Source organism: Undibacterium sp. Di26W, assembly GCF_049340265.1.
GTDB lineage: Bacteria > Pseudomonadota > Gammaproteobacteria > Burkholderiales > Burkholderiaceae_D > Undibacterium.
On record NZ_JBMPOR010000103.1, the window covers coordinates 1 to 254 of the forward strand.

Annotated in this window: 1 tRNA gene; it reads left to right on the top strand. The window is 42.1% G+C overall.

The window, feature by feature from the left end:
• Positions 1 to 5: 5 nt before the first annotated feature.
• A tRNA-Ile gene (locus ACO0LM_RS28835) sits at positions 6 to 82 on the top strand.
• Positions 83 to 254: the final 172 nt, after the last annotated feature.

Genomic DNA, 254 nt, shown 5'->3' on the forward strand with positions numbered 1-254 from the left:
GAATCGGGTCTGTAGCTCAGTTGGTTAGAGCACCGTGTTGATAACGCGGGGGTCGTTGGTTCGAGCCCAACCAGACCCACCACCAGATCTCGACAGTGCAAACGTAAGTCAGCGGCAGTAGCGAAGAATGCTACAGAAAACAACGTTGAGATTTAGGTTTGTACTTTCAAAGCGAAAGACAGAGTAATAAAAGTAGTTCTCGTTCTTTAACAATTTAGAAGAAGTAAAGTAGAAATAATCAAAATTATTTCTGT